Annotated in this window: 23 protein-coding genes; 14 read left to right on the top strand and 9 right to left on the bottom strand. The window is 59.8% G+C overall.

Annotated features, from left to right (window positions below):
• Positions 1-2: 2 nt before the first annotated feature.
• The 9 genes from AC0V6X_RS08715 (at position 3) to AC0V6X_RS08675 (ending at position 9096) form a co-directional block, all read left to right on the top strand.
• Positions 3-1211, top strand: a complete 1209-nt coding sequence (locus AC0V6X_RS08715) for a parallel beta-helix domain-containing protein (RefSeq protein ID WP_486184172.1) — start codon at positions 3-5, stop codon at positions 1209-1211.
• Positions 1208-2263 carry an SO2930 family diheme c-type cytochrome gene (locus tag AC0V6X_RS08710; RefSeq protein ID WP_486184171.1) on the top strand — a complete coding sequence of 352 codons (1056 nt, stop codon included), beginning with the start codon at positions 1208-1210 and terminating at the stop codon, positions 2261-2263. The genes AC0V6X_RS08715 and AC0V6X_RS08710 overlap by 4 nt, the downstream gene beginning before the upstream one ends.
• The gene (locus AC0V6X_RS08705) at positions 2260-3243 is read left to right on the top strand and encodes an alpha/beta fold hydrolase (RefSeq protein ID WP_486184170.1); all 984 of its coding nucleotides are present in this window, start codon (positions 2260-2262) and stop codon (positions 3241-3243) included. The genes AC0V6X_RS08710 and AC0V6X_RS08705 overlap by 4 nt, the downstream gene beginning before the upstream one ends.
• 69 nt (positions 3244-3312) lie before the next feature.
• The gene (locus AC0V6X_RS08700; protein WP_486184169.1) at positions 3313-4023 is read left to right on the top strand and encodes an aspartate/glutamate racemase family protein; all 711 of its coding nucleotides are present in this window, start codon (positions 3313-3315) and stop codon (positions 4021-4023) included.
• A gap of 333 nt (positions 4024-4356) precedes the next feature.
• Positions 4357-5553: a deoxyguanosinetriphosphate triphosphohydrolase gene (locus tag AC0V6X_RS08695; RefSeq protein ID WP_486184168.1), complete on the top strand. Its 1197-nt coding sequence runs from the start codon at positions 4357-4359 to the stop codon at positions 5551-5553.
• A complete protein-coding gene (locus AC0V6X_RS08690; RefSeq protein WP_486184167.1) occupies positions 5546-6274 on the top strand; it encodes an NAD(P)H-binding protein in 729 nt (242 codons plus the stop codon). The genes AC0V6X_RS08695 and AC0V6X_RS08690 overlap by 8 nt, the downstream gene beginning before the upstream one ends.
• A gap of 25 nt (positions 6275-6299) precedes the next feature.
• Positions 6300-6761 (top strand): ABA4-like family protein, encoded by a 462-nt coding sequence (locus AC0V6X_RS08685; protein WP_486184166.1) that lies wholly within the window; start codon positions 6300-6302, stop codon positions 6759-6761.
• Positions 6762-6860: 99 nt separating this feature from the next.
• Positions 6861-8426: a long-chain-fatty-acid--CoA ligase gene (locus AC0V6X_RS08680; RefSeq protein WP_486184165.1), complete on the top strand. Its 1566-nt coding sequence runs from the start codon at positions 6861-6863 to the stop codon at positions 8424-8426.
• Between the two features lie 67 nt (positions 8427-8493).
• Complete coding sequence (locus AC0V6X_RS08675; RefSeq protein WP_486184164.1) at positions 8494-9096, top strand: DUF938 domain-containing protein; 603 nt, start codon at positions 8494-8496, stop codon at positions 9094-9096.
• A gap of 8 nt (positions 9097-9104) precedes the next feature.
• Here AC0V6X_RS08675 and AC0V6X_RS08670 read toward each other — a convergent pair whose 3' ends face one another.
• Together AC0V6X_RS08670 and AC0V6X_RS08665 are read right to left on the bottom strand one after the other, a co-directional pair.
• Complete coding sequence (locus AC0V6X_RS08670) at positions 9105-9257, bottom strand: entericidin A/B family lipoprotein (RefSeq protein ID WP_486184163.1); 153 nt, start codon at positions 9255-9257, stop codon at positions 9105-9107.
• A 33-nt stretch (positions 9258-9290) separates the two neighbouring features.
• A complete protein-coding gene (locus AC0V6X_RS08665; protein WP_486184162.1) occupies positions 9291-10217 on the bottom strand; it encodes a DMT family transporter in 927 nt (308 codons plus the stop codon).
• A gap of 64 nt (positions 10218-10281) precedes the next feature.
• On the opposite strand from AC0V6X_RS08665, the gene AC0V6X_RS08660 reads away from it, so the two are divergent.
• Positions 10282-10524, top strand: coding sequence for a hypothetical protein (locus tag AC0V6X_RS08660; protein ID WP_486184161.1), 243 nt, complete (start codon positions 10282-10284; stop codon positions 10522-10524).
• 15 nt (positions 10525-10539) lie between these two features.
• Here AC0V6X_RS08660 and AC0V6X_RS08655 read toward each other — a convergent pair whose 3' ends face one another.
• On the bottom strand, positions 10540-12048 hold the full coding sequence (locus AC0V6X_RS08655; protein WP_486184160.1) for a TadA family conjugal transfer-associated ATPase: 1509 nt from the start codon (positions 12046-12048) through the stop codon (positions 10540-10542).
• Positions 12049-12361: 313 nt separating this feature from the next.
• On the opposite strand from AC0V6X_RS08655, the gene AC0V6X_RS08650 reads away from it, so the two are divergent.
• Positions 12362-13516 (top strand): glycosyltransferase, encoded by a 1155-nt coding sequence (locus AC0V6X_RS08650; RefSeq protein WP_486184159.1) that lies wholly within the window; start codon positions 12362-12364, stop codon positions 13514-13516.
• On the opposite strand, the gene AC0V6X_RS08645 is transcribed toward AC0V6X_RS08650, so the two are convergent.
• Genes AC0V6X_RS08645 through AC0V6X_RS08630 form a run of 4 tightly spaced genes read right to left on the bottom strand, consistent with a single transcriptional unit; the run spans position 13480 to position 17990 of the window.
• A complete protein-coding gene (locus AC0V6X_RS08645) occupies positions 13480-14370 on the bottom strand; it encodes a sulfotransferase (protein WP_486184158.1) in 891 nt (296 codons plus the stop codon). The two genes, AC0V6X_RS08650 and AC0V6X_RS08645, sit on opposite strands and share 37 nt — an antisense overlap.
• The gene (locus AC0V6X_RS08640) at positions 14363-15241 is read right to left on the bottom strand and encodes a hypothetical protein (protein WP_486184157.1); all 879 of its coding nucleotides are present in this window, start codon (positions 15239-15241) and stop codon (positions 14363-14365) included. The genes AC0V6X_RS08645 and AC0V6X_RS08640 overlap by 8 nt, the downstream gene beginning before the upstream one ends.
• A gap of 44 nt (positions 15242-15285) precedes the next feature.
• A complete protein-coding gene (locus AC0V6X_RS08635) occupies positions 15286-16962 on the bottom strand; it encodes an ArnT family glycosyltransferase (protein ID WP_486184156.1) in 1677 nt (558 codons plus the stop codon).
• A gap of 2 nt (positions 16963-16964) precedes the next feature.
• Complete coding sequence (locus tag AC0V6X_RS08630; protein ID WP_486184155.1) at positions 16965-17990, bottom strand: glycosyltransferase family 2 protein; 1026 nt, start codon at positions 17988-17990, stop codon at positions 16965-16967.
• A 108-nt stretch (positions 17991-18098) separates the two neighbouring features.
• On the opposite strand from AC0V6X_RS08630, the gene AC0V6X_RS08625 reads away from it, so the two are divergent.
• The 3 genes from AC0V6X_RS08625 (at position 18099) to AC0V6X_RS08615 (ending at position 23498) form a co-directional block, all read left to right on the top strand.
• The gene (locus AC0V6X_RS08625) at positions 18099-19106 is read left to right on the top strand and encodes a DMT family transporter (protein WP_486184154.1); all 1008 of its coding nucleotides are present in this window, start codon (positions 18099-18101) and stop codon (positions 19104-19106) included.
• A 111-nt stretch (positions 19107-19217) separates the two neighbouring features.
• The gene (gene glmS, locus AC0V6X_RS08620) at positions 19218-21041 is read left to right on the top strand and encodes a glutamine--fructose-6-phosphate transaminase (isomerizing) (RefSeq protein WP_486185550.1); all 1824 of its coding nucleotides are present in this window, start codon (positions 19218-19220) and stop codon (positions 21039-21041) included.
• A gap of 183 nt (positions 21042-21224) precedes the next feature.
• Positions 21225-23498, top strand: a complete 2274-nt coding sequence (locus AC0V6X_RS08615; RefSeq protein ID WP_486185549.1) for a putative bifunctional diguanylate cyclase/phosphodiesterase — start codon at positions 21225-21227, stop codon at positions 23496-23498.
• Positions 23499-23624: 126 nt separating this feature from the next.
• On the opposite strand, the gene purQ is transcribed toward AC0V6X_RS08615, so the two are convergent.
• Both purQ and purS read right to left on the bottom strand, forming a co-directional pair.
• The gene (purQ, locus tag AC0V6X_RS08610) at positions 23625-24329 is read right to left on the bottom strand and encodes a phosphoribosylformylglycinamidine synthase subunit PurQ (protein WP_486184153.1); all 705 of its coding nucleotides are present in this window, start codon (positions 24327-24329) and stop codon (positions 23625-23627) included.
• Positions 24329-24580, bottom strand: a complete 252-nt coding sequence (purS, locus tag AC0V6X_RS08605) for a phosphoribosylformylglycinamidine synthase subunit PurS (RefSeq protein WP_486184152.1) — start codon at positions 24578-24580, stop codon at positions 24329-24331. The genes purQ and purS overlap by 1 nt, the downstream gene beginning before the upstream one ends.
• Positions 24581-24833: the final 253 nt, after the last annotated feature.

Below are 24833 nucleotides of genomic sequence, written 5' to 3'. Positions count from 1 at the left end.
CAATGATCAGGATTTCACTGGCCGCAGCTCTGTTGGCGAGCGCGGCTCCTGCCTGGGCTGAGACACATACGATTGCGCCGGGCGAAGGCGCGCAGGAGCGGCTGCAAGAAGCGCTGATCCTTGCCGAACCCGGCGATACGATCCAGCTGGAAGCGGGGCACTATGCGCTCACCGATGGCCTGAGTTTGGACGTCGATGGCGTCACCGTGCGCGGTGCTGGGATGGATGCGAGCGTGCTCGACTTCACCAACCAGCAGGGTTCGGGCGAGGGGCTGCTTGTCACCTCGGACAACGTCACTTTGCGCGATTTCGCGGTCGAGAATGCCAAGGGCGACGGGATCAAATCGAAGGGCGCGGACCAGATCGTGTATCACGCGCTGCGGATCGAGTGGACGAACGGTCCGGACGCCTCCAACGGTGCCTATGGCATCTATCCGGTCGAGGCGACCAACATCCTTGTGCAGGACAGCTATGTTCGCGGCGCATCGGATGCAGGCATCTATGTTGGCCAGTCGGAGAACATCGTCGTCACGCGTAACCGTGTGGTCGAGAATGTCGCCGGGATCGAGATTGAAAACTCGAACAACGCAACTGTGTCCGAGAACCTCGCAACGCGCAATACAGGCGGTATCTTGGTGTTCGACCTGCCCGGTCTGCCCAAAGTTGGCGGCGGCAATGTGACGGTCGTCAACAATGCGGTGATCGACAACAACACCGACAACTTCGCGCCCGAAGGCAATATCGTCGCCAGCGTGCCTGCGGGCAGCGGGATCATGGTTATGGCCAATACGGACGTCGAGATCGCCGGAAACCTGCTGGTCAACAATGTGACCGCCAACGTGCTGCTGGTTGCCTATTCGCAAGACTTCGATGACGAACGCTATCAACCGCGACCGGTCGATGTAACTCTTACCGATAACATTCACGGGTCGAGCGGAAGTGCGCCCGACTTTGAAGGCGGGGATGCTCTGCTCGCAGCGTTCGGAGGCGGGCCGCTGCCATCGGTCATCACAGACGGATTGCACGAAGGTCTCGTCATTGATGACGCGGTGCCGGTTCTCTCGATGGGCCTCACGCAAGTCGGCCAGCCCTTGAGCTCCGCCGCGCCGGAGTTTGTGGCACCGGGCAGCTTCCCGTCGCCCGACCATGCGACTGCGGACGATGCGTCGCCTGACCTGCCGCTTGAGATGTATGAGAGGGTCTCCGATTGACGCGTAGCCTCGCCTTTCTCGGGATTGCGGCGGGCGCTCTAGCGCTTGCGATAAGCGTGCCGCGCGATGCGGATGCGTTGCCGCCCCCAATGGTCAACGACGCGATGATCCAGGGTGACAGCCTGCCGCGCGCTTTGGGGGATTTCGGCTTTTTCCTGGATGGGGCTGGGCGCGAGCCTACGCCCGGTGTCATACCCTATGAACTCAACACGCCGCTGTGGTCCGATGGCGCGGATAAGCTGCGCTACATCTATGTGCCGGAAGGGACGGCGATGCAGGCGGATGGATCAGGCCTGCTGCAATTCCCGATCGGCTCCGCGATCATCAAGACCTTTGCATTTGGCGAAGGTGAGGGTCAGCGCTTTATCGAGACCCGTGTGCTGCTCCACCGCGCAGATGGCTGGGTCGCGCTGCCCTATCGCTGGAACGAGGAGCAGACGGGGGCGCGTCTCGCATTGGCCGGTGCTCGGATTCCTGTGACCACTCCTGCGGGAGAGGAAATCAGTTACCGCATCCCGAACAAGAACCAGTGCAAGGCCTGCCACTCCAAGGACGGCGAGGTCATCCCGATTGGCCCGAAAGTGCGCAATCTTTCGGTTGATTGGCTTGGTCAAATGGCGGGCGAAAGTCGCCTCGAGAATCAGTGGGTTGTTGAGCAATCCCGCGGCCCGCTACCGGTTGGTGGGGAGAGAATGCCGCTGTGGAGCCACGCTGATAACTATCAGCCAGAAGTCGCAGCCCGCGCCTATCTCGACGTCAATTGCGCCCATTGCCATCAACCGGGCGGAGGCGCGTCCAATTCCGGTCTCGATCTGCGGTGGGAGCAGGATGATCCTTTTGCCATTGGTGTGCGCAAACCTCCGGTCGCAGCAGGGCGCGGGGCGGGGGGACTGCTCGTTTCGATTGCGCCGGGCGATCCCGACGGCTCGATCCTTCTACACCGTATGAATTCAAACGATCCGGGGGTGGCCATGCCAGAGCTGGGCCGTTCGACGATTGACACCAAAGCGATTGCCGTGATGCGCAAATGGATTGAGGAGATGCCGCAATGATCAAATGGATATTGCGGGTGCTGGGCGTTCTTGTCGCAGTGCTCGTCATTGCCGTGCTCGTAATGCGCACGCCTGACACCGACATCGCAGAGATGCGCGCCAAATATGGCGGAGAGACATCGCAGTTCGTGACTTTGGAACGCGGAAAGGAATTCCATGTCCGTGACGAAGGGCCACGCGACGCGTTGCCTATCATCCTGATCCACGGTGCGAATTCCAGCCTGCACACCTGGGATGACTGGGCCGAAGCGCTCAAGGACGAATACCGCGTGATCCGCTTTGATCAGGTGGGGCACGGCCTGACCGGGCCGGCGGCAGATGGTGACTATTCGAAAGAGCGCTATGTCGCTGATCTCGACGCGCTGGCGGATCACTTGGGTTTGGACAGCTTTGTCCTCGCCGGCAATTCGATGGGGGGATGGGTTTCCACCTCCTACGCCATCGCCCATCCGGAGCGGGTCATGGGGTTGGGGCTGCTCAATGCCTCAGGCGCGCCGCGCAAGCCGGATGAGGGGCGCCTTTATCTCGGCGCGACGCTGGCGAAGACGCCGGGGCTCAACCAGCTGATGACAATCGTCACCCCGCGCTTTCTCGTGCGCTCCAGCATGGAAGACGCGGTTGCGGACCCGGCCGTGATGACGGAGGCGATGATTGATCGCTATTGGGAGCTGCTGCGCTATCCCGGCAATCGTCAGGCGACCGTGGACCGTGCCGCTGCGTCGCGTGGAGGGCCCTTCGCGGCCGAAGACGTTGCCGCGCTCACCATGCCCTCTCTCATTATCTGGGGTTCGCTGGATCAGGTCACCCCGGTAAGCGGCGCCACCTGGTATGCCGAGCAACTGCCCAACGACACGTCGATAATGTACGAAGGCGTGGCGCACCTGCCTATGGAGGAAGTGCCGCAAGTCTCTGTGGCGGACTTTGAAGAGTGGGTCGTTAAGCAGGTGGTAACTAACCAAGCTTCTGAAGAAACACCGTAAAACCCACCCTATGGACGCATAGCCACCTTCGTCGCTACACCCTTGTGCAGCGCAGTATAGAATCGAGGAATGGCTTTGCGGAAACTGGGATTGATCGGTGGGATGAGTTGGGTCTCCACCGGCATGTATTACGACCGGATCAACCGCATCGTACAACGCCGCGCCGCGCCCATGGCGTCAGCGCCAATGCTGATTGAGAGCCTCGATTTCTGCCAGCTCTTCGCCTTGAAAGAGGAGAAGGACTGGCAGCGCGCCAGCACGATTCTGTCAGAAAGCGCCAAACGGCTGGAAGGCGCGGGGGCGGAAGGCCTGATTATCGGCGCGAATTCGATGCACAAACTGTACGACGATGTCGCCGCGACAGTGGGGATTCCCATCCTTCACATCGCCGAATATGTGGGCAAGGCTCTGAAAAGAGAAGGCTTTAAGAGTGCGGCTCTGATCGGCACTCGAAATGTCATGACCGAAAGCTTCTATCGCAAGCGTTTGGTCGCCCACGGGATCGATTTGCTGCCACCCAATATGGTCAACGTCGAAACGCTCGACCGGATCATCTATGATGAGCTGATGGTCGGTAAAGTGACCCGCGATGCAGAGCGCGCGATGAAGACCATCATCACCAACAAGGCGCAGGAAGGCGCGGATTCCATCGTGCTCGCCTGCACCGAGCTGGAGTTGGTGGTTGATGTCGATGCGAACGTCTTGCCGGTGTTTGACTCCACTCGGATCCATTGTGAGGCGGCTGCGGACTGGATTCTTGAGCAAGAGCTGGTGAATTAGTCCACATTTCACCTCTGAAGAACCACGCCTTGCCGCAATGCAACAAGTGTTTACGTGCATTTGCCAAGTGGTAAGCCTAGTTGCGCCGCTGAATTTGTCAGTGATAAATGATAGACAAATTCCGGGTCCTTCGGGTCGCTCCGAATGACCCAAGAGCTTTTCGGCTCTTGGGGCCGCTTACCACCCCCCATTGCACCCGGTAGGCGGCCCCTTTTTTCTGGCCCCTTTTGCCCTCCCTTTTTCGGTCCCACCCATTCGCTTTTCCGCAGCGCACTGCCGGGTTGCTCTTCTGTTCCCGTTGAGCGCTCCCTCGCTGTCACCTAAGCCGATGGCGTGACCACTCGCGCCACCTATGCTGCTGACCCCGACGCCCATGGCGGCCGCGAGTTCGGCGGTGCGCGCCGAGCTGGCAGGTCAGCGAGTGACCAGACGCCCGATGAAACAAGGGGACCGCGTAGCGATTTCCAGCGCGACCGCGACCGGATCATCCACTCGATGAGCTTTCGGCGGTTAAAGTCGAAGACGCAGGTCTTTATTGCGCCAGACGGTGATCACTACCGCACCCGCCTCACGCACAGCCTCGAAGTCGCGCAGATCGGCCGCGTACTGGCGCGCGGATTGGGGTTGGACGAGGATCTGACAGAGGCTCTGTGTCTTGCCCATGACCTGGGCCATCCTCCATTTGGCCATGCGGGTGAGGCGGCCTTGTCCGAGGCAATGATGCGCCATGGCGGCTTTTGCCACAACGCCCAGGCTTTGCGCACAGTGATGCGGTTGGAGAGTCCCTATCCCGAGCATGAGGGGCTGAACCTCACTTGGGATCTGCTCGAAGGGTTGGCGAAGCATAACGGCCCGGTTGCCGCCCCCAATTGGGCGCTGGCAGAACTGGATGCGGGCTTCCCGCTGGATCTTGAAACTTGGCCCTCTCTCGAAGCGCAGATCGCGGCGGTTTCGGACGATATCGCCTATGACAATCACGACATTGACGATGGCCTGCGAGCCGGCTTCCTGGACCTCGATGACCTGCTGCAACTGGATTTCCTCGCAGATCAGTGGCGGGCGGTCGAAAAACGCTTTCCTCACGCGCCAAAGGATCGCTTGCTTCGAGAGCTGATTCGCGATCAGATCGGTCTGATGGTAAATGACGTGCTTGAGCATTCGCGCAAAAGCGCCGCCGGGTTCGTCTCGGTTGCGGAAATTCGCGGAGCGGGGCGGCAATTGGCGGGCTTCTCGCCCGAAATGCAGGAACACGAACGGGCGCTCAAAGCGTTTATGTATGACAAGCTTTATTACCACCCCGAACAGGTCGCAGCCGCTGAGAAAGCGCGCAGCGTGATCGCGCGTCTGTTCGCGGCCTATTCGCAAGACATCTCGCTGATGCCGGAAGCTTGGCAAGCCCGTTTGCCGAGCAGCGACCCTGACCGCGCGCGGGCCATCGCCGACTTCATTGCCGGGATGAGCGACCGCTTTGCAATGCAGGCCTGCGCTGAGATCTATGGTGAGATGCCACAGGGGCTGGTCAATGTCTGATCCCACCACTGATCCCAAAATGCCAGTGAGGGTCGGCTTGGTCGGTGCGACCGGTCTTATGGGAAGGCGATTGATTGAAATCACCAGTCGCGGAAATCGGGCCCGGATCGTGGGTATTGCCCGGCGAGAGACAAAGCTTCCCGAAGGCGCGCGGGTGGAGATGTTCATCGCAGAGGCTGGCAAATGGGGCGAAGTGCTCGAAGCGGTACGCCCGCGCTCGCTCATCTGCGCGCTTGGCACGACGTGGCGCAAAGCGGGGCGCGAGGAAGAGGCATTTCGCAAAGTGGACCACGACCTTGTGCTCGACACGGCGCGAGCCGCAGTGGCTGCTGGTATCCCGAACATGGTGATGATCAGCTCAGCCGGTGCTGATCCAAAGTCGAAAAACTTCTATCTCAGAGTCAAAGGCGAGACCGAGCAGGAGCTGTCCAAAGTTGGATTCAAGCGCTTGGACATCTTGCGCCCAGGCTTGCTCAGAGGTCAGCGTGAGGATGATCTGCGCCCAGTCGAGAAGATGGCCCAGATCGCGAGCCCGATCACCGATCCGCTGCTGCCGAAGAAGTGGGAGATGTACCGTTCCATTGATGCCGTCGTAGTGGCGGAGGCAGCCTTGGGCCTCTCCCTGCGCCGAGCCGCAGGGCGTTTCACCCACGACAATGAATCGATGAAGCGCGCCGCACGCGATTGGCGCGCCAAAGCCGAAGCGGAATTCGCAGACTAAACGCTCGAGCGGGGGGAAAAGGGCAATGGATTGGGGACCATATTTCAGCGCAGTCAATGCGCTTGCATTGATCGCTTGGGTCGCGCTGGCTTTTCTTCCGCGTTGGCCAGCTTTGCTCTCTGCCATCCTCTATCTTGGTGTCGGCCTTCTGTGCCTGATCTACGCCTTCGGGCTGATTGGGGCGTTCAGCGGCTTGTTGCCGCCGGGCTTCGTTGTGGAAGGCGGAGGTGGCGCGGATTTCACCACGATTGAGGGCGTGCGAGCCGTCTTTGGAAGCGACCTTGGGGTGCTGGTCGGATGGACGCATTACCTCGCTTTCGACCTGTTTGTCGGGCTTTGGATCGCGCGCGATGCCGATGCGAAAGGGGTCAACCGCTTCATACAGGCGCCGATCCTGTTCTTCACGCTAATGGCAGGGCCGCTCGGCCTCCTAATCTGGCTGATCGTGCGAGAGCCTGCCGCGCGCAAATTGGGCCGTCCGTCGTAGCGTCTAGCGACTTTGCAGATGGCTTGGCGGCACGGGTATAGACGCCCGCCTCCCACCGTGCTTAACCATTGGTAAGACCAGCAAGTGGAGAGGCTGACCATGGCTACAAGCGCACATCACAACTATCTCAATTTCGACGACTTCCTCAATCACTGGGCTGAGGCAAAGCCGGATGGAGTTGCGCTGGAGATGGGTGAGCGCGTGACAACCTATGGCGGCGCGGATCGGCTGACCCGGCAATTGCTGGCTTTCTTCGCCGAACATGGCGTTGGCCATGGCGACCGGATCGCTTGGCTGGGCAAGAATTCTGACCGCTATTTCCTGCTCCTCTATGCCGCAGCGCGAGTGGGCGTGGTGATGGCGCCGATTGGTTGGCGGCTCGCTCCGCCGGAGATCGGATATATCCTCAGCGATACCGGCACAAAGCTGCTGTTCGTGGAAGAAGGCTTTATCGACACCGCGCACGAAGTGACGGGCGCGATGGAGAACCCTCCGGTGGCGCTCGAAGCGGAAGCGGCTTTCGCGAAGGCTGAGCAGATGGAGCCGCTCACTGAATACACGCCAGCGGGGCAAGATGACGCGGTCTTGCAGCTCTATACCTCGGGCACGACGGGCAATCCCAAGGGCGTTGGGTTGTCCAACAACAACCTGTTTTCGCTGCGCAAACCGAGCATTGATGCGCAGGAGCCTTGGAACACCTACGTCGATAGCGACTGCATCCTGGCCGCCATGCCTTGCGCGCATATCGGCGGGACGGGCCTGTGTGCGATTGCCATGTCAAACGGGATTAGAGCGCAGATTCTGCCGGAATACACGCCTGACGGGGTGCTGAGAGCGATTTCGAACGGGGCGACGCATATGTTCCTCGTCCCCGCTGCTATCCAGTTCATGATCATGCATCCGCTGGCGAAAGAGACGGACTTTTCCGGCCTTCGCTACCTTATGTATGGCGCGGCTCCGATGCCTTTGGAGCTTTTGAAGCAGACGGTTGCGACCATGCCGGATGCGGGGCTCCTCCAGGTCTATGGCATGACGGAGACGACCGGTACGGTGACGATGCTGCCGCCGGAGGATCATTCGCTTGAAGGCAATGAGCGGATGCGGTCTGCGGGCAGGGCTGTGCCGGGCGTTGAGATTCAAATCCGCGACGAGGATAACAAAGAGGTGCCAGTCGGCGAAATCGGGGAGATCTGTATCCTCTCGCCCTCCAACACCTCCGGTTATTGGAAACTGCCCGAGGCAACGGCGAAAACCATCGACTCCGATGGTTGGCTGCACACTGGCGACGCCGGGATCATGGATGCGGATGGCTATGTCTATATCCAGGACCGGATCAAGGACATGATTATCTCGGGCGGCGAGAATGTTTACCCTGCAGAGGTTGAGAACGCGATCTTCGGCCATCCCGCCATCGCAGAGGTCGCGGTGATCGGCATTCCCAGCGAGCAATGGGGCGAAGAGGTCAAGGCGTGCTGCGTGCCCAAGCCCGGAATGGAGATCGATCCGGGTGATGTGATCGCCTATACGCGGGAACGGATTGCGGCGTTCAAGGCCCCTAAAAGCGTTGATATCATTGCAGAAATGCCTCGCAATGCGACGGGCAAGATCCTCCGCAGAGAGCTGCGCGCACCCTATTGGGAAGGGCAGGATCGGCAGGTTTCTTGAGGAACGAGATACTCGATTGCCTCAAATTCTTGCCATCCAACTATCTTGATCGCGAAGAGACTTTGCCATGAAGAGACACGCCCCTGCGACCTTGCGCAATCGTGATGTGATTGCCGATGTCTTGGAAATCGAACTACCGGGGTCGGGCACGGTTCTGGAGGTCGCCAGTGGCTCGGGCGAGCATGCCGTTTGGTTCGCTAAAAACTTTCCGAACCTGACATGGCAGCCGAGCGATGCAGACCCGGAAGCCATCGCCTCGATCGAGGCGTATCGGGCCGAAAGTGGCCGCCCGAATGTGCTTTCGCCCCTGTTGCTCGATGCGCAGGCACCCCAGGAATGGAATTGCCGCGCCTGTGATGCAATTGTGTGCATCAACATGACCCACATCTCGCCCTGGTCTGCCACCGAAGGATTGTTCGCGGGCGCTGCTCAATCCTTACGCGGCAAGAATATGCCGCTTATTCTCTATGGCCCATATTTTGAGCAGGATGTGGAACCCGCGCCCTCCAATCTTGCCTTTGACCAATCTTTGCGCAGCCGCAATCCGGACTGGGGCATCCGCGATGCTGAGAAAATGGACAGGTTAGCGCTCACCTCCGGCCTTACCCGTAGTGCGCGCTATGAGATGCCTGCTAACATTCTGATTTTGGTCTATAGATCAGAGGGTTAGAATCACCTTTACTCGTCGCCGTCGATCACATCTTCACCGGCGCGGCCGACTGAGGAGATGTCCTCTCCCAGGCCCTGAACCGTGTTGCAGGCGGTGCTGGAGAGCGTCAGCGCGGCGAGAGCGGCCGTTAGAGCTGTCTTTTTGAGCGTAATGCGGGGCATGTTTAGGTCCTTTCACGTCTAAATGCGTGCATGCTAGGTAGGGACTGTTTCACCCTTTTGCGCCGCTTGTGCCAGTTTCCGCTCTCTCCATGCGATGAGTAGCCCTGCACCGATGATAAGCGGAGCGCCGAGCCAAAGATTCGCTGTGGGCGCGCGCTCGAAAACGAGAAATCCGTAACCGGTTGCCCAAAGCAACGCGGTGTAGTCCATCAACAGGATCACGCCCGCAGAACCGAACCGCAAAGACGCGGTAAGGAGCAGTTGGGCGAGCGCTCCGCAAAGCGCCATGGCGATGATGATCCACCAGGTCGTCGCGTCATGCGGGGTGAAGACGAAGGGCATGGCAATCGCCATGACCGGCGTGCTGAAAGCGGTGAACCAGAAAACGATGCTCCAAGGACTCTCTGTCTTGTTGAGGTCCTGAATCTGGAAACTGATCAAGGGCACGAGGAATGCCGCGATCAGACCGACCAAAGCGCCGACCGGGTCAATTCCGCTTGCCGCGCCAAGGCCGAAAGCGGGCTGGGTGAGGACCAGCACTCCGGCAAATCCTAATAGGACGGCGCCCCAGCGATATTTGCCGACCTTCTCCTTGAACAGGATGACCGACAGCATCACGGCAAAGAAGGGCCCTGTGAAACTGATCGCAGTCGCCTCGGCCAAAGGCAGCAGCATGACTGCGCCGTAAACGAAGAACATGCCGACCAGCCCCGCAGCGGCTCTACGACCATGCGCGCCCAGGCGTTTCGTCTTGATATCGGCGAGCCGTCCCATCGCCATCAGCAATCCGGCGACGCAGACCAAGGTGATCGCCTGACGCCAGAAAATGAGCTCGGTCAGCTCGGCCCCACGCTCCCCGGCCAATTTGACCAGCATCGACATGGTCGCAAGCGTCGCCGCCGCAGCCAGACGGATGCCCAAAGCGAGAAACGGGCGAGGGCGAGCGACGGAGCCATCCATAGAAGGCCGCTTTAGGGGGCGGGTGGGATTGCGCAATCATTAGCTTTGACTAAATCACTGCGCGATGAACTGGCTCAATCAAATCGCGCTCGCAAGCGATGCTGTGCAATTCGCTTTGCTGGGCGGGGCCTGCTGGGTGCTGGCTGCGATATGTCTGGGCATGGAGAAGCTGCGCGACAAAAGGCGCTCGCACGACCGGCTCGAGAAAGTCGGCTTCATGCCGTGGACGACCCTGTTCATCAGTCTCGCCATAATCGGCGGCGGCTGCCTCGCGATGAGCGTGCCGGTTGTGCTGGGGAATTTGTAAAGCGCGGTTAAACGCTTACAAACACGCCTCAAGATACGCCTGGTCAAACCCGAACTGACGAGCTTTCTCCAGCGTGTAGGGGCGCAGGCCGCTTGAGCGGAATTCGCCCATGATCTTGCCGTCGTCGCTCTCGTCCAAATATTCGAACTTGAACAGCTCCTGCGTCACGATCACGTCGCCTTCCATCCCGATCACCTCGGTGATGTTGGTGGTGCGGCGTGAGCCGTCGCGCAGACGCTTCACCTGAACGATCAGGTCAACCGATTCTGCGATCTGGCGGGAGATAGCTTCCTTCGGGATCTTGATGTCTCCCATCAGGATCATGTTCTCCATACGGCCAAGGCACTCACGCGGAGAGTTGGCGTGGAGCGTACACATGGAGCCATCGTGGCCCGTGTTCATCGCGGCGAGAAGGTCGAAACATTCTGCGCCACGAATCTCACCCAGGATGATCCGGTCAGGACGCATACGCAGGGCGTTCTTCACAAGGTCACCGATGGTGATCGCGCCTTGCCCTTCAAGGTTAGGCGGACGCGTTTCGAGCGGCAGCCAGTGCGGTTGTTGCAGACGAAGTTCGGCGGCGTCCTCAATCGTCAGAACGCGCTCACCCGGGTCGATCATTTTCGACAGGGCGTTGAGCATGGTCGTTTTACCAGAACCCGTACCGCCCGAGATAACGATGTTCATCCGGCATGCGCCCGCGATCTTCAAAGCGGTACACATTTTCTCCGACATTGAGCCGAATTCCTTGAGCATGTCCAAGGTGATCGGTTTCTCGGAGAACTTACGAATGGAGATCGCGGTGCCGCGCAAGGACAGCGGTGGAACGATGACGTTCACACGAGAGCCGTCTTTCAAGCGGGCGTCAGCCAGCGGCGTGGTCTGGTCGACGCGACGGCCGACCTGGTTCACGATGCGCTGAGCGATCTGGAACAGGTGCTGCTCATCGCGGAACCGGATCGGCGCGATGATCAGCTTACCCTTTTTCTCGATGTAGGTCTGGTCGGGGCCGTTGACCATGATATCGGACACGTCCGGGTCATTGAGCAGCTCTTCGAGCGGACCAAAGCCCAGCAATTCGTCAATCAGAACTTTTTCAAGAGCAAATTGCTCGCGGCGGTTCAGTGTGACCTTCAGCTCGGCCAGCACTTCCATGATGATCGGGCGGAATTCTTCCGACAGCTCTTCTTTGGAAAGTGTCGCCGCCGCTTCGGGGTCGACGCGTTCGAGCAGGCGCGGCAGCACTTGCTCTTTGATCTTGTGGACGCTTGCCTCAAACCCGCCAGCTTCCGCTTCGGCGGCGTGGGTTGCATTCATGCGCTCGGTCAGGCGATCCATCGCATTGGCGGTGGAGTTGCCGCCCTTAGCAGCCTTTGGCGGAGGTGCTGCGGATTTCGCAGGTTCAGAGCTTCCGCCTTCTTCGGGCAGAGGAGGGAACTGTTCGCCGCCTTCGCCCTCTTCGGACTTGCCGCCACCCTTCATCGGACGAGCCACACCAAAAGCGGGCTTGGCACCAGGTCTCATTCCGCCTGCGCCACCCTTTTTCCCGAATGCGCTCATTTGCATTGCCCCCAGGCCAACATGAAAATCCATGACGCTCATGCTCACGACATCGCGAACAGCGCCTCTCTGAATGTGGTGAATAATTCGGAAACCTTATTTTTTTCCTAAGGGTATCCAACTCACATGCGCTTTGCGAAGCCACAGGAAGGGGCGGTTTTTCCCAGCGGCCTTGGATTGCTGGGCCCAAAGACGAATGTGCATGGAAGCTTGCCCGCGCTTGGGTTGTGCGGGCGCTGTGGTTAGGAAAGGTCTTAATCGGTGAGAGTTAGCCCGCGTGACCACAAAGATCATTGCATTTGGAGGGTACGATACACGCAAGCCGCGTGTGCGATTGCTGATCGCGGCATTGCGCAGGGCTGGGGTGCTCGCTGATGACATTCTCATCCCCGCGTGGGAGCGGGTGGCGGAGACCAATGTCCCTTCCAAACTGGCCGTGCTGGGCGTGCTTTTCCGAATTGCACTTGGATATCCCAAAGCGCTCTACCGGCTGGCGCGCAGTCCCAAAGGAGCGGCGATTTTGCTGCCCTATCCCGGCATCATCGAGATAATAATGCTCACCCCGATCGCGCGTCTGATGCGGCGCAAGATCATCCTCGATGCGTTCCTACCCATTTATGACACGATTGCAGGTGACCGGGCCTTGGTTGGCAAGGGCCTGATTTCCCGCGCAATCTGGCGGTTTGAGAAGCTCGCTTTGAGCTGCGCGGATGTGATCCTTGTCGATACAGATAGCCATGGCGACTATTTCGCAACCGAGTTCGGATTGCCGAAACAGCGCTTTGTCACAGTGCTGGTCGGGGCAGAGGCGGGTTTTGCACCGGATGCACTGGGCGATGACCGTTGCGACGATCTACTCGGCCCCGATGATGGACGTCCAATTGTCCTCTTTTACGGCCAGCTAATCCCGCTCCACGGCCTTCCAACGATCCTCGATGCGGCGCGTCTGGCGCGCGATTTGGAGGCGCGCTGGGTGGTTGTGGGCAAGGGGCAGCTGGAACCGCTCTTGCGCGAAGAGATTGCGCGCGAGGACAGCAATATCGAATGGATTGAATGGGTTGACTATCCACGCCTTCCAGCCCTGATTGCGCGTGCTGACATCTGCCTTGGCGTTTTCGGAGCGACTGAGAAAGCCGCGCGGGTCATCCCCAACAAGCTGTTTCAGCAAGCGGCCATGGGTAAGCCGGTTATCACCCGCGCAAGCCCTGCGGTTGATGGACTTGCCGCGCAGTTTCCTGAGGCTATTCGCACGGTACCAGCGGACGATGCGCAAGCGCTTTTCGACGCGGTATCAGCGGCGTTTTCAGGAGAGCAGGCGCTTACAGCACTCCCTCAAGAAGCGATCCGCGCTCTTAGTCCTGATGCCGGTGTTGCGACCTTGATCGAGAAACTGGATCAGGCCGCGAGCGAGCGGAGCGGCAGCGGCTCGTAACCGCAACGTTCCATTGTTGGCCCGCAAATCTCGTTGACCAGCGCCTTTTCTTCGTCGCTCCAGAAAGTCCAATCTTCAGCTTTCGCTTTGCTGGAATTCTTCTTGGGCGTGTGAAGGGGCGCTGCCGAAGTCACGTTGTAGGCTTTGTCCCGGAAGCTCGACACAAAGCCGAGCAGGTCATTCAGCACAGCCTCGTCCCCTCCAAACAGGTCCTCGAAGCGGAAGAGGCGCAGGTTCGCGTTGCTTTCAGCCGCATCGGCAAGCTTGGTGTTGATGACGTTCCAGTGCCAAGCCAGACGCCCGACAGGACCCATTTGCTCCCACCGCGCAGCATTCTTTGCATCGCCCATCTTGGCCGGGGTCAGCGGGCCGGGTGGAAAGTGGTGGGAGAAGGGAACATAGCCCATCCGCGGGTGGTGGGATTGCCACGATGCAATCCAGCTGCGCGGGTCGCGCACAACGCCGACGGTCTTTGCCTCAGGGAAGATGTCGTTGATGCGGTCGGCAAACATCCACCAGCGGCAATAGCTCTCAATGACCAGATCCTGATCCAGCATGGCATGATAGCGGGCGCGTTCGTCGCGCAATTGTTTGGCCGCGTCCTCAAGGCTCAATTGCCCGAGCATATACTTGGTACCAAGGATGCGCAGACCCGTTTTGCCCAGCGCGCGGTCGATAATCATGTGTTTCAGGCCAAAGCGCTTGATACGCTCCGCGGTCAGTTCAGACATGCCAGCGAACATGTCCGGCTCATGCTCAGACCAGCAATTGTCGATACATTCGCGCAATTGATCGCCGAAGAAATTGGTCCCGGTGCGTCCACCCGACGCGATGAAAACAAGGTGCTTAGCCATCTTGGGTTGGTCCATGATTTCCAGAAGTAACAGTGATAAAGCCAGTCGCAAGGCCGCTCACGGCGAGGCCGATCAGACGGTTGAGACCCACGGCGAGGAACGCCGCTTCCGGTGCGACGGTTGAAAGGGTGGCGATGGAGGCTGCCATAATCTCGCTGATGCCAAGTCCACCAGGGGCAATCGCGGCGGCTGAGCCTGCAATATTGGCAAAAACAAAGGGATAAAGATCGGCGGCTCCAAGCGTGAGGCCGATCGCAAGGAAGCCGAGCGCTATGCGCATCCCAGCAATGCCTAGGCCGACAATCCGCATCAGCAGCGCGGCTATAGCGATGCCGACGTTGGCATGTTTGGCGATCCAGAAGCTGCAAAGCAGCACTCCGACAGCTCCACCTAAGCCAATCACCTGCGCGACTGGATGTGTAAGTCCCAATGCGATGCCCGCGGCAAGGGCCGCACAGGCGATCCAAAGCAGGGCGTTTACAGTGACATGGAGCCCGGCGTTCATTGCGCTTGCTCCATCGCGCATGAGAGCGCCACCGCGCACCATTGCGCCTCCGGGAAGGGGGAGAAATTCAGCAAAGGCGGCCACACAGGACACTTTGAGCGAGGGCCCAAACCGCGCCTTGATCCCGGCTCCGCGTGCCAGGATCATGTAATTGAGTGCGCCATAAACCATGCTGAGCGGCACCGCGATCAGCGCTGATAGGCCGATTGCGCGCCAGTCGAGGTCGGCAATGCGAACCTCCAACCGGTTTGCAGAAATCCACAAGCCGCCAACAAACAGCGCTGCGCACACCGCGATAATGGCTGTGCGCCATGGTGCGAGCGCGCGGTTCACCGCTTTGACGGCGGAGGTCAGCCGCTGTGTCATGGTGGGGGCGCCTGCCACAGGGAGCCGAGGATCTGCTGCGTTCATCACCATGCGGTCCAGTAGAAACCAACCGGCTCAATATCCGGGCGAACCGGGTTCTCGCCCCAAACCAAACGAGCTGTCTCGGCACTCGGATTGGAGAGGGCGGTGGTACCCCTGGTCAGCTTTACCAGGGCGCCATCAGAATAGGTCTCACCATCAATCAGCATCTCGCCTTCGACTGTGTAAGTGCCGGGAACCAGCACGTTCCATTCCAGGCTATCCCCGCCTTCCAATTCCCGTCCAGCAACATAGATGTCGGCCCAGAAACGGATGTAGGTCGAGGTCAGCGCCTCGGCATCAGCGGGTAGGAACTCGCTGGCATCGCCATTCTCGATCAGCCTTGAAAACTGGCGGTTGTTGTCGAGCACCAATGGCACAGGTGTCTTCTGCATCGCGTTTAAGAGCGCAGGCTCGCCCGCCATCAAATATTTCTCAACCCCCCAGCGGGTCAGGAACTCGTTCTGCTTGGGGAAGGTTCCGATCATGCCGCAGCAGTCGAAATAGGGGACAGGCTCAGGGAAGACCTGATGCACAGCGGCGATCAACACGCGCTGGCGATCCGTCACCCCGCGCGTATCGACTGCCCAGACCATCACTGCGCTTAGGCCGATAAAGCCGGCAACAATTGCCATGCCATAGCGCTTGATGAAGACCGGCAGGCTGAACGCGCAAGCCACGGCGACAGGAGGAAGAATGAAGGCGTAGAAATAGGGCAGCGAGTTCAGGTAGTAGACCGGGGTCAATACCGGGAACCACAGGGCCATCAGCGCGATCCGCTTGGCCAGCGGCAACTCCAACCGAAGCACCACGCTGGGCACAAGCAGGATGGCAAGCGTCAGCGGCAGTCCAGTGAAGACAGCCTTGCCGATCATCGGCAAATGCGGGCTGTTGAGGAAGCCGAACATCTTGCCCGATGTGCGCTCCAAAATCCCGCCAGCCACTTCGTTCGACTGCGCCCCCGCGCCATCGACCGAGTGCAATGCGTAAAGGATGGCGAAGACGCCAAGCGAAACGGTACCGGCACCGATCCAACGCGCGATATAGCGCCAGTCATATTGCGTATCGTGCCACTTCCACAGAGCGATCCCAGCAAAGGCGGGCGCCCACAGAACAAACTTGATCGTGACCATAGCGGCAAGACCAATCAGCGCGCCGAGCACAGCGATCCATATAGCGCTAAGCCGCGTGCGTGCGGCGATGGCGAGGGCTGATGTCAGCAGCGCGGTCACAATCGGATCAACGCGGAATGAGATCGAATGCTGGAGAACGAACCCTGCGCCCATATAGGCGGCGACCGCGAGCAGAGCGGTGCGTTTGTCGGAGAATTTCTCCGCCAGCAGATAGATACCGCCCGCTGTCACCAGCGCACACAGCCACATGACGACCCGCGCGATCAGGATGCGATCAATCTCTGAGCCGCCAACTCCCGGCAGCCAGAAGAACAAGCGCGTGTGAATCGTCTGAAGCGGTTGAATGAATTCTCCGCGAGCGACGACCTCGACCTGGCTGTAGAACCAGAACTCATCCCAATTGATCGAACGGCCGAGCGCCATCGAAAGCTGCATCGCCGCCATGACGCCAACAAGGGCCAGCAGCCAGCGCAGCGGCACTTCGCGCTGCGTGGAAGGGGCGGCAGGCTGAGAATTGCCCAGCTCGGGGGGCGCAACAGCGACGTCCATGTTTATGACGCGGCTCGATGCTGAGGGGGAAGTGTTGTCGGCTGAGCAGACTCCTCGGAAGTCTCCGCAGTCTCCTCAACGCGGCTCAACTGCTCTTCAATCCGGCGCAGCTTCAGCATGTTCGCCTCGAGCAGTTTGCGGTTGGTGGCAATCAAGTCAGCCAGAATGCCCAAAGTCATGACCAGCACGCCCACGGTCAGCAGCGCTCCGCCGATGACCAGCGACTGGATGTGGCCATCGCCATCGCCGTTGGCAAAGAACCAAAGGAAGCGGCCGATGGGAAACAGGCCGACGATCGTTGCGAGCATGCCCAAGCCCACAAACACGCGCAGCGAATTGAAGGTCGTATAAGCGCGCAGGATCGTGACGCCGGTTTGCTGAATAAACTTCGGGATCGACTTGAACAGCCGTGACGGGCGCGTTGCCGCATGGGTGCGGATTGGCACGCTGGTGATGGCGAGGCGCTTGCGGCCCGCCTGGATCAGCATGTCAGTTGTGTAGCTGAACTCTGTCGTGATGTTGATCCGCTGCGCTGCATCGCGGCTGATCGCGCGGAAACCGCTGACTGCATCGGTGATGTCCGTCGCAGACAGAGTGCGCACCACATAGGAGCCGAGGCGCTGGAGCAAGCGTTTGCCCGCACCAAAATGCGCATTGTTGCCAACCGAGCGGTCGCCGATGCAGATGTCTGCTTCGCCTGCGGCGACAGGCGCGACGATCTTGGCGATGTCGCCGCCTTCATATTGCCCGTCCGCATCGGTGTTGACGATGATGTCCGCGCCTTCTGCCAGGCACTTATCGATGCCGGAGCGGAACGCTTCTGCCAGCCCGCGATTCCGGCGGTGGCGAACAACATGGTGCACGCCCCAGCGCTTGGCGACGCCCGACGTATCATCTGAGCTGCCATCGTCGATGATCAGATACTCAATCGTGTCGATGCCCGGAATGCTGCGTGGCAGCTTGGCCAGAGTATCAGGCAGAACCTCAGCCTCGTTCAGGCAGGGAATCTGGATAATGAGCTTCGTCATAGTTCTTAGGTTCGAACCCCCGTTCGGCGTCTCTCACAAGGGAGGCAGACGCGTGCGTTTGCAAGCGTGCTACAGGGAGGGGCTTAAGCAACCGTAAACCATGATCGCATGCGGCGATTTCGCGATGCCGTTCACAGACCTTGCGTTCGGCGCAGCGTTGGCGCAAGCGGCGCGCATGAACACGACTATCAAGCCCTTCCTATGAGCCCGGCGGAACGCAGCGGTGTGCTGATCGCAGTCGCAGGGTTTGCGGTGCTGTCAGTGGGTGATGCGGTGATTAAGACGATGGCCGATGAATGGCCCGCCTACGCGGTCGCTGCCTTGCGCTTTACCTTCGGGGCTTTGGGCCTTTCTGTTTTGTTGTGGCGTAGCGAGGGGGCTCAGGCCTTCGTGCCGACAAACTGGAAGCTGCAAGCTGCGCGCGGAACATGTTTGGCGCTTGCCTCTGCTTGCTTTTTCTCCGCGATTTACATCATGCCCTTGGCCGAAGCGATGGCGATTGCCTTCCTCGCTCCGATCCTGACGCAGGTGCTGGCAGGCCTGCTGTTGGGGGAAGAGGTGAAGCCCAAGGTCTATGCGGTATCCCTTGTGGCGCTCGTCGGTGTTGTCATCATATTGCGGCCCAATTTGGCAGAGCTTGGATGGGGAGCGCTCCTCCCGCTGATCTCCGCTTGCTTCTTCGCGATGTTGATGATCACAAACCGGGCAAGCGCGGGGCAGAGCAGCTCCCTCGCCGCACAAGTCTTCGTCGCCGTGGCGTGCGCGCCCATCCTGATGATCGGAGCGGCGGGCGCGAAGCTGTCGGGAGTGCCAACCCTCGATTTCGGTTGGCCCAGCTGGGACGTTGTCGCGCGCTGTGCTTTTGTCGCTGTCACGGCCAGCACCGCCCATTGGATGATGTATGTCGGCACCGTGCGCGCAGGAGCGGCTCAGGTCGCACCGGCGATCTATGTCCAGATGTTGGTCGCGGTCATCATGGGCTGGCTGGTGTTCAACGACATTCCTGACCTCTACACGCTAGGCGGCGCGGCTTTAATTATCGCAGCAGGCTTATATCTGTGGCGCGATGGCTTGAAATCGGCGCCTGCGCCAAAGCCAGCGCCAGAACGGACATAAAGCAGCGCACATCGCGCTTCCTTCAAGTCTTATTCAACCTTAGAGGGTTAGCGGGCAGTTCAAACAGGTCGGGGAAGCGATGCCCCGCTCAAACAGGGAAGTTTGACGAATATGTGCGGCATTATCGGGATCGTGAGTTCTGAAAGCGTGGCGGACCGGCTGGTCGATGGCCTGCGGCGGATGGAATATCGCGGCTATGACAGCGCAGGGATCTGCACCCAGCACGAAGGTGAGATGATCCGTCGCCGTGCGGAAGGCAAATTGCTGAACCTTGTCGGCGTCCTCAATAACGAGCCTGCACCGGGCACGGTTGGTATCGCGCATACACGATGGGCGACCCACGGCGCTCCGACCGCTGCCAATGCGCACCCCCACGCCACCGAGGAGCTTGCGCTGGTCCACAATGGCATCATCGAAAACTACAAGGCACTGCGCGAAGAGCTGGCGGGCGAAGATCGTGACTATCAAAGCGAAACCGATACAGAGGTCGTCGCCCATCTGATCTCTTCGCGGGTCGAAAAGGGCATCTCTCCCAAAGACGCCGTAGCCGATGTGCTGCCACGCCTGCGCGGCGCCTTTTCGCTTGCCATCACCTTCCGCCAATATCCCGATATGTTAGTCGGAGCGCGGCTCGGCTCACCATTGGTTGTGGGCTATGGCGAGGGTGAGATGTTCCTGGGCTCGGATGCTCTCGCGCTCGCGCCGCTAACGCAGCGCATCGCCTATCTGGAAGAGGGCGACTGGGTCATAATCACCCACGAAGGCGCGCAGATATTCGATGCTGCTAACAATCCGGTGGAGCGCCCCGTACAACCTTCGGGCGCCTCTGCCGCCGCGGTGGAGAAGGGCAATTACCGCCATTTCATGCAGAAAGAGATTTTTGAGCAGCCTACCGTAGTAGCGCAGACGCTGAGCTCTTATCTGCGGCGTGAAGACGTGTCGGTTGCACTGCCGCAGTTTGATTTCGACCTTTCGGCGATCAAGCGGCTCACCATCGTTGCTTGCGGCACCTCCTATTACGCAGGTCTTGTGGCCAAATACTGGTTCGAGAAGTTTGCCCGCGTGCCGGTCGATATCGATGTCGCGTCCGAGTTCCGTTACCGCGAGCCGGTGCTGGAGGAAGGTGGCCTTGCGCTGTTCATCTCCCAAAGCGGGGAGACCGCCGACACACTTGCCGCGTTGCGCCACTGCAAGGCGGAAGGGCAGGTTATCGCGGTGGTCGTCAACGTTCCCACCAGCTCCATGGCGCGCGAGGCAGACTTGCTGCTGCCGACCCATGCGGGGCCAGAGATCGGGGTCGCCTCGACCAAAGCGTTTACCTGCCAGCTTGCCGTCCTGGCGGCGCTCGCGGCGCATATGGCGGTCAAGAAGGGGAAGATGACCCGCGAGGAAGAGCGGGATGTCGTCACCCACCTTCTCGAAGCGCCAGCCGCGCTCAACGAAGCGCTCAGCCATGACGATGATATTGCGGCAATGGCGCACCTGATCGCACCAGCGCGTGACGTGCTGTATCTGGGGCGCGGAGCGGACTTCCCGCTGGCGCTTGAGGGGGCGCTGAAGCTCAAGGAAATCAGTTATATACACGCAGAGGGCTACGCATCGGGTGAAATGAAGCACGGGCCGATTGCGCTGATCGATGACGACGTCCCCGTGGTCGTTATCGCTCCGTCCGGGCCGCTGTTTGAAAAGACCGTCTCCAACATGGAGGAAGTGCGTGCGCGCGGTGGCAAAGTGGTGTTGATTTCCGACGCGCAAGGGATTGCCGAAGCGGGAGAGGGATGCCTCGCCACGATCGAGATGCCGGTGGTCCACCCGCTGATCGCGCCTCTGGTCTACGCTATCCCCGTGCAATTGCTCGCTTACCATGTGGCGGTGGTGAAGGGCACAGACGTTGACCAACCACGCAATCTCGCCAAATCGGTGACCGTGGAATAAGTGCTTAATTCGGCTTAAGATTAAAAAGTCGAAACGAGGGGCGCGGCCTTTACCGCAATATAACTATTCGAAGTTAATTCGCGTCAGGTGAGCGAAGCGGAAAATCCCCCTGCCAAGGCCGTAGATCAGTCCTTGCCTGTATCCCAGATTCTCGGCCTATCGAAAGACGGTGGACCGGACTGGATGCGGCTGCGTGGACTGCAGCCTCGGGGCATTTCCAAGCTCATCTTCCACCGCGCTTGCGTTCACACCCTGCTGGCGATCTTCGTCGCCCAAATGTATTTCGATTCCCTGGGCGCGGTCACCGTCGGGGTTTGGTTCGCCGTATTGTTGGTAATTCAGGGGCAGGGTGCGCTTGCCGATCGACGAATGACGGATGATGTCAGTGTGCCCGGAGCAAAAGCCCGGCTGCGCCAACAATCCATCACGTCGCTGCTAGCGGCCTTGTGCTGGACAGTTCCGATCCTGCTATTCGCTCCGGCGGGAACGGATGGAGAGGCAGTCGCGCTCCTCATTTCGCTCATGCTGCTGATTGCAGGGACGGTTTACTTCTATACATCGAGCCCGCTCAACATTCTGTTTTTCATTGGCATTTTGGGTTCCGCGGCAATCACGTCCTTCGCCATGACAGAGCAGTGGGACATTGTTGGCGCACTGGTCCTGTTCATGCTCGCTACGGTCATGGGCACGATTGAGGTCGGGCGCACTTATCTCACCGCTCGCATGGCTGAAAGCGCGATAAACGAGAAGGAAGAGGTCGTCTCTCTCCTCTTGCGCGAATTTGAGGAGAACGAGGCTGACTGGCTGTGGGAAATCGACACCCGCCGCCGCTTGCGCTCAGTCAGCCCACGTTTCGCCTTCGCGCTCAATGCCAGCGAGAAAGAGGTCGAGGGTCAGCCGCTCTTGCAGTTGATCGCCGGAAAGAGCTGGGAGAGCGGCAACTTCGCTGCCAGTTTGCATGAACTGGCGGAGAAGCTGCGCAATCGTGAAAATTTCTCCAACCTGATCGTTCAAGTCACAATCCGCGGCGAAGAGCGCTGGTGGGAGCTATCCGGCACCCCGATCCGCGATGATCGCGGCAAGTTCACGGGCTTCCGCGGCGTTGGCTCCGATGTCACCGAACAGCGCGAATCCAGCGAGAAGATCGCTTACCTTGCTCGCTACGACACGCTCACCTCACTGCCGAACCGTCTAATGCTGACCGAGGCGTTGGGAGACGCGCTGGAATACGCCCAGCATTGGCGCACCCGCTGTGCGCTGCTGATGGTCGACCTCGACCGGTTCAAGGCGGTGAACGATTCGCTTGGCCACATGACCGGCGACAAGCTGCTGGCGCAGGTATCCTCGCGGCTTGAGGGGCTGATGGGCGATAACGCCATGGTTGGGCGCCTGGGCGGTGACGAATTCGCCATTGTGATTCGTGATGCGAGCGATCTCGACTTCCTTCGGACATTGGCCGCACGCGTCATCCAGACCCTCTCCGAGCCCTATCAGGTCGACAATCACACGCTCTATGTCGGCGCGAGTGTGGGCTCTGCCATCGGTCCGCGCGATGGCCAGACGGTTGAGGAACTGATGCGCAACGCCGACTTGGCGCTGTACCGTGCGAAGGATGTCGGCGGGGGAGAGCATTGCCGCTTCGAGCCTGTCCTGCACGCTTCGGCCGAGGAACGCCGCCAACTGGAAGTGTCCCTGCGCAAGGCGCTTGGCCTCGATGAGTTCGTGCTGCACTACCAGCCGGTTGTTAACGCCCGGGACGAGAATATCGTTAGCTTCGAAGCGCTTGTCCGCTGGAACAGTTCTGAGCATGGCTTTGTCAGTCCGGGCAAATTCATCCCGCTCGCTGAAGACACTCGCCTGATCGTGCCGATCGGCAAATGGGTCTTGCGCACCGCCTGCTTTGAAGCGCGCAACTGGCCTGACCATGTGAAGGTCAACGTCAACGTGTCGCCCGAACAATTGCTGGAGCCGGACTTCCATCAAGAAGTCGTCGATGCACTGGCTGCGAGTGGCCTTCGTCCAGAGCGGCTTGAGATTGAGGTGACGGAAAGCATCTTCATGCGCGATGCGAGCGTCGCCCGTAATGCGCTTGAGCAAGCGATGGCGCTAGGCTGCTCGGTCGCGCTGGATGACTTTGGTACCGGCTATTCCTCGCTCGGCTACCTGCGCAAACTGCGCTTCTCTACAATCAAGGTCGACCGCACCTTCGTTCAAGGCGCGGCGCAGGGTTCGAATGAGAGCTTGGCGATCATCAACGCCGTTGTCGCGATGGCAAAGAGCCTTGAGATGACCACCACGGCTGAAGGTGTGGAGGATATTGAGCAGGCAGAGCTGATCCGCAATCTGGGCTGTGACAAGATCCAGGGCTTCTACTTCGGCCGCCCAATGTCGAGCGAAGAAGCGCGCCGTTTGTTCAACAGCAAGACCGGCGAATATCTGGGCCGCCTCAGCGCGTAATTCGTGCGCAGCCTCATCCGAGGCTGCGTCCTCGGCGCAGCTCCTACGCCCAGATTAATCTGGGCTCCGGTGCACCTGCGGGCGGGCGGTCGCCCTTGCGATGCCTTTAGCATCGTTTGCTCAGTTCTACGCTGAGACTAGCGCTCCGACCACATTTTCAAACAGCTTGCGGCCATCTGATCCGCCGAGTGATGCGTGGGCGGCAGGCTCCATCGCGCGTTCCGGGTGCGGCATCATGCCCAGCACGCGGCCATTGGCGCTCAGAACACCGGCGATGTCGCGGCGCGATCCGTTGGGATTATCGGTGTAGCGGAAGGCGACGCGGCCTTCGCTTTCGAGCGTATCCAGCGTGGCTTCATCGGCGAAGTAATTGCCGTCGTGATGCGCGACCGGAATGCGGATCTTCTCATCCGGCTCGAAACCAGAGGTGAAGACCGACTGCGTGTTCGCGACCTCAAGCTCAACCGTCTTGCAGACGAAGCGCTGACCCGCATTGCGCATAAGGGCGCCGGGCAGCAGGCCGCTCTCGGTCAGCACCTGAAAGCCATTACATACGCCCAGAACTGGCACCCCGCGCTCGGCCGCTTTGACAACAGCGCGCAGGATCGGGCTCTTGGCAGCCATCGCGCCTGAGCGCAGATAGTCGCCATAGGAGAAGCCGCCGGGCAGAGCGATGAAGTCCAAACCATCGGGCAAATCGGCATCGCCGTGCCACACGCGGATTGCGGGCTTGCCTGTCACCGCCTCAATCGCCACCGCCATATCGCGGTCGCAGTTGGAGCCGGGAAAGGTGATGACCGCGGCTTGAAATGCGTTGGACGGGTGGCCCATCAGGCGGGCTCCTTCTCACCGTCGAGCTTCTCGATCGCGAAGTCCTCAATCACCATATTGGCCAGCAGCTGCTCGCACATTTTGGTGAGCGTTTCGTCAGAGGTGCCGTCCGCCACGTCCAGCTCAATCATCCGCCCAATCCGCACATCCTCAACCCCTTCAAAGCCAAGGCTGTCGAGCGAGTGGTGTACCGCGCGCCCTTGCGGGTCGAGCACGCCGGGCTTGAGACGGACGAGAATGCGAACTTTCATGGGCGTTGTCCTGATCGAGCGTTGATTTCCCGCGCAGCCTATAACTGCTCTTGGCGCAGGTGCAATTGGCCTCGCGCCACAATCACCCAGCATTTCGTCACTCGGACCGCTTTGCCGCTCCTGCTGTGCCAGTTGGTTACAACGTGCGCGTGATGCAACAAAGCGTGTTGGACTCGGCGTAAAATTCGCTTAGAGGCGAGGAGTGTTAGGAGGGATCGCCGGGCTCGCTCGGAAAGACCTGACCAAATAGGAA

Source organism: Erythrobacter sp. S267, assembly GCF_057365045.1.
This window is presented reverse-complemented; position numbering and strand designations above follow the sequence as displayed.

Excerpts from the sequence above, each read along its gene's own strand:
- AC0V6X_RS08625 (WP_486184154.1), top strand. The coding sequence starts at position 18,099 with ATGCGGCGATTTCGCGATGCCGTTCACAGACCTTGCGTTCGGCGCAGC.
- AC0V6X_RS08615 (WP_486185549.1), top strand. The coding sequence starts at position 21,225 with ATGCGGCTGCGTGGACTGCAGCCTCGGGGCATTTCCAAGCTCATCTTC.
- AC0V6X_RS08715 (WP_486184172.1), top strand. The coding sequence starts at position 3 with ATGATCAGGATTTCACTGGCCGCAGCTCTGTTGGCGAGCGCGGCTCCT.
- AC0V6X_RS08705 (WP_486184170.1), top strand. The coding sequence starts at position 2,260 with ATGATCAAATGGATATTGCGGGTGCTGGGCGTTCTTGTCGCAGTGCTC.
- glmS (WP_486185550.1), top strand. The coding sequence starts at position 19,218 with ATGTGCGGCATTATCGGGATCGTGAGTTCTGAAAGCGTGGCGGACCGG.
- purQ (WP_486184153.1), bottom strand. The coding sequence starts at position 24,329 with ATGGGCCACCCGTCCAACGCATTTCAAGCCGCGGTCATCACCTTTCCC.
- AC0V6X_RS08660 (WP_486184161.1), top strand. The coding sequence starts at position 10,282 with ATGAACTGGCTCAATCAAATCGCGCTCGCAAGCGATGCTGTGCAATTC.
- AC0V6X_RS08665 (WP_486184162.1), bottom strand. The coding sequence starts at position 10,217 with ATGGATGGCTCCGTCGCTCGCCCTCGCCCGTTTCTCGCTTTGGGCATC.
- AC0V6X_RS08690 (WP_486184167.1), top strand. The coding sequence starts at position 5,546 with ATGTCTGATCCCACCACTGATCCCAAAATGCCAGTGAGGGTCGGCTTG.
- AC0V6X_RS08685 (WP_486184166.1), top strand. The coding sequence starts at position 6,300 with ATGGATTGGGGACCATATTTCAGCGCAGTCAATGCGCTTGCATTGATC.
- AC0V6X_RS08680 (WP_486184165.1), top strand. The coding sequence starts at position 6,861 with ATGGCTACAAGCGCACATCACAACTATCTCAATTTCGACGACTTCCTC.
- purS (WP_486184152.1), bottom strand. The coding sequence starts at position 24,580 with ATGAAAGTTCGCATTCTCGTCCGTCTCAAGCCCGGCGTGCTCGACCCG.
- AC0V6X_RS08640 (WP_486184157.1), bottom strand. The coding sequence starts at position 15,241 with ATGACACAGCGGCTGACCTCCGCCGTCAAAGCGGTGAACCGCGCGCTC.
- AC0V6X_RS08670 (WP_486184163.1), bottom strand. The coding sequence starts at position 9,257 with ATGCCCCGCATTACGCTCAAAAAGACAGCTCTAACGGCCGCTCTCGCC.
- AC0V6X_RS08645 (WP_486184158.1), bottom strand. The coding sequence starts at position 14,370 with ATGGCTAAGCACCTTGTTTTCATCGCGTCGGGTGGACGCACCGGGACC.
- AC0V6X_RS08655 (WP_486184160.1), bottom strand. The coding sequence starts at position 12,048 with ATGAGACCTGGTGCCAAGCCCGCTTTTGGTGTGGCTCGTCCGATGAAG.
- AC0V6X_RS08630 (WP_486184155.1), bottom strand. The coding sequence starts at position 17,990 with ATGACGAAGCTCATTATCCAGATTCCCTGCCTGAACGAGGCTGAGGTT.
- AC0V6X_RS08635 (WP_486184156.1), bottom strand. The coding sequence starts at position 16,962 with ATGGACGTCGCTGTTGCGCCCCCCGAGCTGGGCAATTCTCAGCCTGCC.
- AC0V6X_RS08700 (WP_486184169.1), top strand. The coding sequence starts at position 3,313 with ATGGCTTTGCGGAAACTGGGATTGATCGGTGGGATGAGTTGGGTCTCC.
- AC0V6X_RS08675 (WP_486184164.1), top strand. The coding sequence starts at position 8,494 with ATGAAGAGACACGCCCCTGCGACCTTGCGCAATCGTGATGTGATTGCC.